Source organism: Candidatus Margulisiibacteriota bacterium, from assembly GCA_041650635.1.
Taxonomy (GTDB): Bacteria; Margulisbacteria; WOR-1; order JAKLHX01; family JBAZKV01; genus JBAZKV01.
In genome coordinates this window covers 50,650-57,107 of record JBAZKV010000010.1, presented here as the reverse complement: position 1 = coordinate 57,107, position 6,458 = coordinate 50,650, and the positions used below count along the sequence as shown (strand labels likewise).

Genomic DNA, 6,458 nt, shown 5'->3' with positions numbered 1-6,458 from the left:
GAACGGTCGCCTGCGGCGACAGGTCCGCGGTTCGAATCCGCGTGCCTCCACCATTTTTTAAGCTTGGTCATTTGGTGGAACGGTCGCCTGCGGCGACAGGTCCGCGGTTCGAATCCGCGTGCCTCCATTTTTCTTGTACCATCCTGAAGACATAGCACATCTGTAAGGAGGCACTGGTGTACAGCAGGCTCAGGGAACAATCGATACTTTTTGTTAGCGTGGTTAAATGGATCTTTTTATCGACAATCATAGGTGTTGTGGTAGGGCTAGGCACGACGCTCTTTTTAAAGACCCTTAACTGGAGCGTTGCCGGAGCCGGGCAGTTTTCTTATTATTTCCTTCTTCTTCCTTTCGCAATGGCATTAAGCATGATAGCAACAAAATATCTTGCTCCCGATGCCGAAGGCCACGGAACGGAAAAAGTCATCGAGGCAGTGCATAAGAATTTCGGCAAGATCAAACTGATCGTGGCCCCCGTAAAGTTTATTACAACAATAGTTACCGTTGCTTTCGGCGGTTCTGTGGGAAAAGAAGGCCCATGCGCCCAGATAGGAGGTTCATTGGCTTCTTTCTTCGCTGATATTTTCAGGTTTGACAACAATGACAGGAGAAAACTTGTCATCTGCGGCATCAGCGCGGGTTTTGCCTCTGTATTCGGGACTCCGATCGCAGGGGCCATCTTTGGAGTGGAAGTCCTTTTTGTGGGTCAGATACTTTATGACGTGCTGCTCCCCTCTTTTGTTGCCGGTATAATGGCTTTTGAGGTTTCATCAGCTCTGGGCATAACATACTTCCACAATCCGATAAAACTGGCCCCCATGTTCAGCGAATACTTTTTTATCAAAGTAATGCTTGCCGGCGTCTTTTTCGGCATATGTTCATTCCTTCTCATAGAGATATTGGATCTTGGCAAGAGATTATCGGATAAAATAAGAATATGGGAACCGGTAAAAGCACTTGTGGGAGGAACTGCCATTGTCTGCCTTGCATTGATATTTTCCACACAATATCTGGGACTGGGTCTTGATACGATCCAGGCTAATCTAGGGGGAACGGTTTCCGTGTGGTATTCGTTCCTGATGAAGATGGTCTTCACCTCCATTACTCTTGGATTTGGCGGAAGCGGAGGCATAATTACCCCGATATTCTTTATCGGTTCAACGGCCGGCGCCCTTTTTGCCAACATATTCAGGCTTGATGTGGCAACATTTGCGGCAATCGGGCTAGTAAGCCTTCTGGCCGGAGCGGCAAATACTCCCATAGCAGCCAGCATAATGGCGGTGGAGTTATTCGGTCCTGTCGTGGCTCCTTATGCAACCATAGCCTGCATAATAAGCTTTCTCATGACGGGACACAGGAGCGTATATCCTTCGCAGATATTGTCGATAAAGAAATCCCAGTCTATCCAGGTTAAGACAGGAGAGATCATGGAAAATCTTAATATCGCTTTTATGCCTAGGAAGAAAAGCATTACAGGCACCATTTCCAACTTGATACGGAAAATAAAAGACAAAGGGAGGTGAGTTAAATGAAATTGGATTCTGTTAAGTTTGGGCTGACTTTGGGTATCATATGGGCCGGAGCGGTGTTTGCTCTGGCATTGATGAGCACTTACTTGAGCTGGGGAACGGGACTTATGAAAGGCCTGGGCTCCTTATATCTGGGCTATAAGCCTACTCTTATAGGAGCTTTAACCGGGATGATCTGGGCATTTTTTGACGCCGGCATCGGAGGATGGCTGGTTGCGGTCATTTATAACTGGATGCTGGATATGGGAAAGAAATAGGTCTTTGCGAAAGTTCATCTTTTCCAGAATGCGATCAATGTTATTGGTACCAGCAAAACCAGATTAAGCCATCCCGCAAGGGGCATCATCGCCTGAAAGTTTGCAGCGGCAAGCATAAGTACTCCGACAGTATATAGAGCCATAAATCGCAAGCTTATCTCCCGGTTGCCCCTATATACTTTCCACAACTGCATAAGCCAGCCCGCCAAAAGGAACAATAAGCCTAACTCTGCCATAAAATGGGGCCTCCTCCCTATTATTGATTATCAAGCCACGGAAGTATTATAGCATCCGGATGGTTTGGAATTTGTTATTTTGAATTTGCTTGGGATTTGGAGTTTGTGATTTGGGGTTTTGAAACCTGGGGAGAACTTAGAGCTTAGATCATAGAACACAGAACTCAGATCACCGAGCACCGATCACAGGCGCTATACTATTAACTATTTTCTTAACTGTGTTCTGTGGTCTGTGTTCTAAGTTCTGTGCTCTAAATAAATAATAAGGTCCTGGCATCTTCCTACTCTCCCTAGCCGCAAGGACTAAGTACCATCGGCCTCGGAGGGCTTAACTGCTGTGTTCGGAATGGGAACAGGTGTGACCCCTCCAGTATAAATACCAGGACCGCTTCGACTCTCACTCGACTCGCTCACGCTCGCTCGTGATCGCTCAGCGTGAACGCTCTTGATAACTAAATAAGGTGATCCACTACAGATCTTTGCTGCGCTAATATGTGGAAGTGGAACAAGACCTCGGGCGATTAGTACTGGTCAGCTGAATCCCTTACGGGACTTACACCCCCAGCCTATCAAACTCGTATTCTTCGAGTGCCCTTACTCCCGGTAAACCGGGATGGGAAATCTAATCTTGAGGTGGGCTTGACGCTTAGATGCTTTCAGCGTTTATCCCTTCCCGACATAGCTACCCGGCATGTGCCACTGGCGTGACAACCGGTACACTAGAGGTCAGTTCGTTCCGGTCCTCTCGTACTAGGAACGACTCCTCTCAAATTTCCTCCGCCTGCGCCGGATATGGACCGACCTGTCTCACGACGGTCTGAACCCAGCTCACGTACCGCTTTAATGGGCGAACAGCCCAACCCTTGGGACCTTCTACAGCCCCAGGATGCGACGAGCCGACATCGAGGTGCCAAACCTCCTCGTCGATGTGAACTCTTGGAGGAGATCAGCCTGTTATCCCCGGGGTAACTTTTATCCGTTGAGCGATGGCCCTTCCATTCAGAACCACCGGATCACTAAATCCTACTTTCGTATCTGCTCGACATGTACGTCTCGCAGTTAAGCTCCCTTATGCTTTTGCACTCTACGCTTGATAACAACCAAGCTGAGGGAACCTTTGAACGCCTCCGTTATCTTTTAGGAGGCGACCGCCCCAGTCAAACTGCCCACCTAACTCTGTTCCCAGAATTCAACATTCCGGGTTAGAATTCCAACGAGACCAGAGTGGTATCTCACTGACGACTCCCCCGAACCTGACGGCCCGGGATCAAAGTCTCCCACTTATGCTGCACGGATCACATCGAAACTCAAAGCTAGGATACAGTAAAGCTCCACGGGGTCTTTCTGTCCTGGCGCAGGTAAACCGCGTCTTCACAGTCATCTCAATTTCGCCGAGTCCCTCTCCGAGACAGCGCTTCTATCATTACACCTTTCGTGCGGGTCGGAACTTACCCGACAAGGAATTTCGCTACCTTAGGACCGTTATAGTTACGGCCGCCGTTCACCGGGGCTTCGATTCAAACCTTGATATGATCGCAGCTCTCCTCTTAACCTTCCGGCACTGGGCAGGTGTCAGCCCCTATACATCCCGTTACCGGTTTGCAGAGACCTGTGTTTTTGTTAAACAGTTGCAGAAGCCTGATGTCTTAGACCCCGACCTAAGTCGGGGCGCCTCTTCTTCCGAAGTTACGAGGCCATTTTGCCTAGTTCCTTAGAGAGGGTTATCTCGCGCGCCTTGGCTTATAAGCCAATCCACCTGTGTCGGTTTATGGTACGATCACCCTATGCAAACAGACATGGCTTTTCTCGTCAGAACGATTCGACCGCTTCCCCTTTGACAAGTCAAAGGATCGATGCCCCTTGCGGGACAAACAACAATCCAATAAGCTGCCGGTCTATCCTTCCGCGTCCCCATGAAAGTTAACTGCATAAGGCGGTACAGGAATATTAACCTGTTATCCATCGCTTGCCCCCGACAACCGTCGGGGATGGGCTTAGGTATCGACTTACCCTGGGCGGACGAGCCTTCCCCAGGAAACCGCAGATTTTCGGCGGACAAGATTCTCACTTGTCTTTTCGCTACTTATGCCGACATTCTCACTTCTATTTCGTCCACCCTTGCTTACGCAAAGACTTCATCCTACAATAGAACGCTCCCCTACCAATTTACCCTGATAAATCAAGGTATAGTCCGTAGCTTCGGTAATAAGCTTTAGCCCCGTGTATTTTCGGCGCGGAATTCCTCGACCAGTGAGCTGTTACGCACTCTTTAAAGGGTGGCTGCTTCTAAGCCAACCTCCTGGCTGTTTAAGGAACTCCACTTCCTTATCCACTTAGCTTATATTTTGGGACCTTAGCTGACGGTCTGGGATGTTTCCCTTTTGCCCACGAAGCTTATCCCTCGCAGACTCACTCCCGAGTAAAACTCTGCGGCATTCGGAGTTAGCCAGGATTTGGTAAACCTTCCGGTCTCCTAGTCCAAACTGTACTCTACCTCCGCAAAGATAACCTCGAGGCTGGCCCTAAAACCATTTCGGGGAGAACCAGCTATCTCTGGGCTCGATTAGCTTTTCACTTCTATCCTCAGGTCATCACATGACTTTTCAACGTCAACGTGTTCGAGCCTCCCCCCGATTTTCATCGGGGTTCACTCTGCCCAAGGATAGATCGCTCCAGTTTCGGGTCTACTACCAGCAACTATGCGCCCAAACACTTAGGACTCGCTTTCGCTGCGGCTCGGCTTTGAAGGCCTAACCTTGCTGCTGACAGTAAGTCGCCGGCTCATTCTTCAATAGGCACGCCATCAGGCCGACAAGTCGGCCCTCTGACTGCTTGTAGGCACACGGTTTCATGTTCTATTTCACTCCCCACCAGGGGTTCTTTTCACCTTTCCCTCACGGTACTAGTTCGCTATCGGTCTACTTGTAGTATTTAGCCTTGGATGATGGTCCACCCGGATTCCCACAGGATTTCTCGTGTCCCGTGGTACTTGGGAACTCCCCAAAAAGTCCTTACCTTTTCGCTTACATGGCTATCACATTCTATGGCGTCTCTTCCCAAAGACTTCTGCTAGGATAAGGATTTGTAACTTTTCTTCCCGTTTGCAGCCGGAAAAAGGGGGCCCCGCGACACCTCGTAAAAAACGCCTGCAGGCTATGATCTTACAAGGTTTAGGCTGTTTCCATTTCGCTCGCCGCTACTCTGGAAATCTCGGTTGATTTATTTTCCTCGGATTACTAAGATGTTTCAGTTCGTCCGGTTCGCGATTGTGACGCTCCGTTATTAAACGGAGCAGGTTGTCCCATTCGGAGACCTCCGGATCAAAGCTTGTTTGACAGCTCCCCGGAGCGTATCGCCGCCACACGCGTCCTTCTTCGCCTCAAGTAGCCTAGGTATCCTCCATGTGCCCTTAATATCTTGTCCCACAACCACATATTAACGCCCGCCTGCCACCGCTACGCGTAGGCGTTGCGGGCAGGCAGTTGTAAATAATCTGTATCTATCACACACAAAAATTGCGCGGATCACCTTATTTAGTTTTCAAGGTTCAAAGCCATCTGAAACGTTGAACTCCGTTCTCGGCTTCAGGACTTTTTGGCGAAGAAAAAGCGCCTCACGGCGCGTATTGCTGTCATCGGTCTGCCCGTGAGATCCTGAATTGTCAGGTGCTGTTTTTCACCATACAGATAATAATTTACTACATATCAGAGGACTTGTCAATAGACAATGCAAAAAAGTGAAATTCGGCAGTGTTTGAAGCGATATACGGCAAAGAGGTGGAGGCCATGGGCGAAGATATATTAGAGGTCCATCTTGAGGGAAAGTCGGCGCAGGCCAGGACGGTGGAGCCTCCCAAGAGCGGAGGCAGAAAATGCCTTTACTTTGACGAGGTTATCTGCACATACCCCTCCGATAGATATTTTTTCTGCAGAGGGTGCCCGAGAGCCCTTCTGTCAATAGCAAGGTCGGCTTTTGAAATTAACGGCAAATATGTGAACGCCGTAACAGGACTTGCAGGTCTTGTTATTGTAATAATTTTGCAGTTGCCTAATATAACAGCTTTCCTGGACAGGCTCTTTCCGGGTATTATTCCTTGACAGACGGCTTTACCGCTAGAGAAGCAGGTTTTGAGGGTATATTACTTTTACCGGAAGGAACGCTTTTAGAGGAGGCCGCGCTCTTTCTGCTGTCTGTCACATAGAACCCAGATCCCTTAAATGAGATCCCTACCGTAGAAAAAAGCTTCTGAAGCCTTCCCTTGCAAACGGGACAGTATTTAAGCGGCTTTTCATGGATACCCTGGAACTCCTCAAATATCTTGTCGCATTTTCTGCATTTGTATTCGTATATTGGCATTTCATTATTATTATAACAGATATGAAATCTTCTTAAAATGTCTCCGATAGATGTTTGTATTTGCATCGTTGAACAGATAA

The 6,458-nt window shown here is 48.6% G+C and carries 5 protein-coding genes and 2 rRNA genes; 3 read left to right on the top strand and 4 right to left on the bottom strand.

What is annotated here, in order from left to right:
• Nucleotides 1-176: 176 nt before the first annotated feature.
• Nucleotides 177-1,523 carry a chloride channel protein gene (locus WC490_04225; protein MFA5097815.1) on the top strand — a complete coding sequence of 449 codons (1,347 nt, stop codon included), beginning with the start codon at nucleotides 177-179 and terminating at the stop codon, nucleotides 1,521-1,523.
• 5 nt (nucleotides 1,524-1,528) lie between these two features.
• Nucleotides 1,529-1,786, top strand: a complete 258-nt coding sequence (locus WC490_04220; GenBank protein ID MFA5097814.1) for a bacteriophage holin — start codon at nucleotides 1,529-1,531, stop codon at nucleotides 1,784-1,786.
• A 14-nt stretch (nucleotides 1,787-1,800) separates the two neighbouring features.
• Here the strand turns inward: WC490_04220 and WC490_04215 are convergent, their stop codons facing one another.
• From WC490_04215 to WC490_04205, 3 genes are all read right to left on the bottom strand, one after another.
• Nucleotides 1,801-2,022, bottom strand: coding sequence for a hypothetical protein (locus WC490_04215; GenBank protein ID MFA5097813.1), 222 nt, complete (start codon nucleotides 2,020-2,022; stop codon nucleotides 1,801-1,803).
• A 268-nt stretch (nucleotides 2,023-2,290) separates the two neighbouring features.
• A 5S ribosomal RNA gene (rrf, locus tag WC490_04210) occupies nucleotides 2,291-2,406 on the bottom strand.
• Between the two features lie 117 nt (nucleotides 2,407-2,523).
• Nucleotides 2,524-5,445 (bottom strand): 23S ribosomal RNA (locus tag WC490_04205).
• A gap of 326 nt (nucleotides 5,446-5,771) precedes the next feature.
• Between WC490_04205 and WC490_04200 the strand changes: the two genes are divergently transcribed.
• Nucleotides 5,772-6,119 carry a hypothetical protein gene (locus tag WC490_04200; protein ID MFA5097812.1) on the top strand — a complete coding sequence of 116 codons (348 nt, stop codon included), beginning with the start codon at nucleotides 5,772-5,774 and terminating at the stop codon, nucleotides 6,117-6,119.
• On the opposite strand, the gene WC490_04195 is transcribed toward WC490_04200, so the two are convergent.
• The gene (locus tag WC490_04195; protein ID MFA5097811.1) at nucleotides 6,109-6,378 is read right to left on the bottom strand and encodes an FmdB family zinc ribbon protein; all 270 of its coding nucleotides are present in this window, start codon (nucleotides 6,376-6,378) and stop codon (nucleotides 6,109-6,111) included. The two genes, WC490_04200 and WC490_04195, sit on opposite strands and share 11 nt — an antisense overlap.
• Nucleotides 6,379-6,458 lie beyond the last annotated feature (80 nt).

What these genes read in the sequence shown, in the direction of transcription:
- WC490_04215 (MFA5097813.1), bottom strand. Translation starts at nt 2,022, where the DNA reads ATGGCAGAGTTAGGCTTATTGTTCCTTTTGGCGGGCTGGCTTATGCAG.
- WC490_04220 (MFA5097814.1), top strand. Translation starts at nt 1,529, where the DNA reads ATGAAATTGGATTCTGTTAAGTTTGGGCTGACTTTGGGTATCATATGG.
- WC490_04195 (MFA5097811.1), bottom strand. Translation starts at nt 6,378, where the DNA reads ATGCCAATATACGAATACAAATGCAGAAAATGCGACAAGATATTTGAG.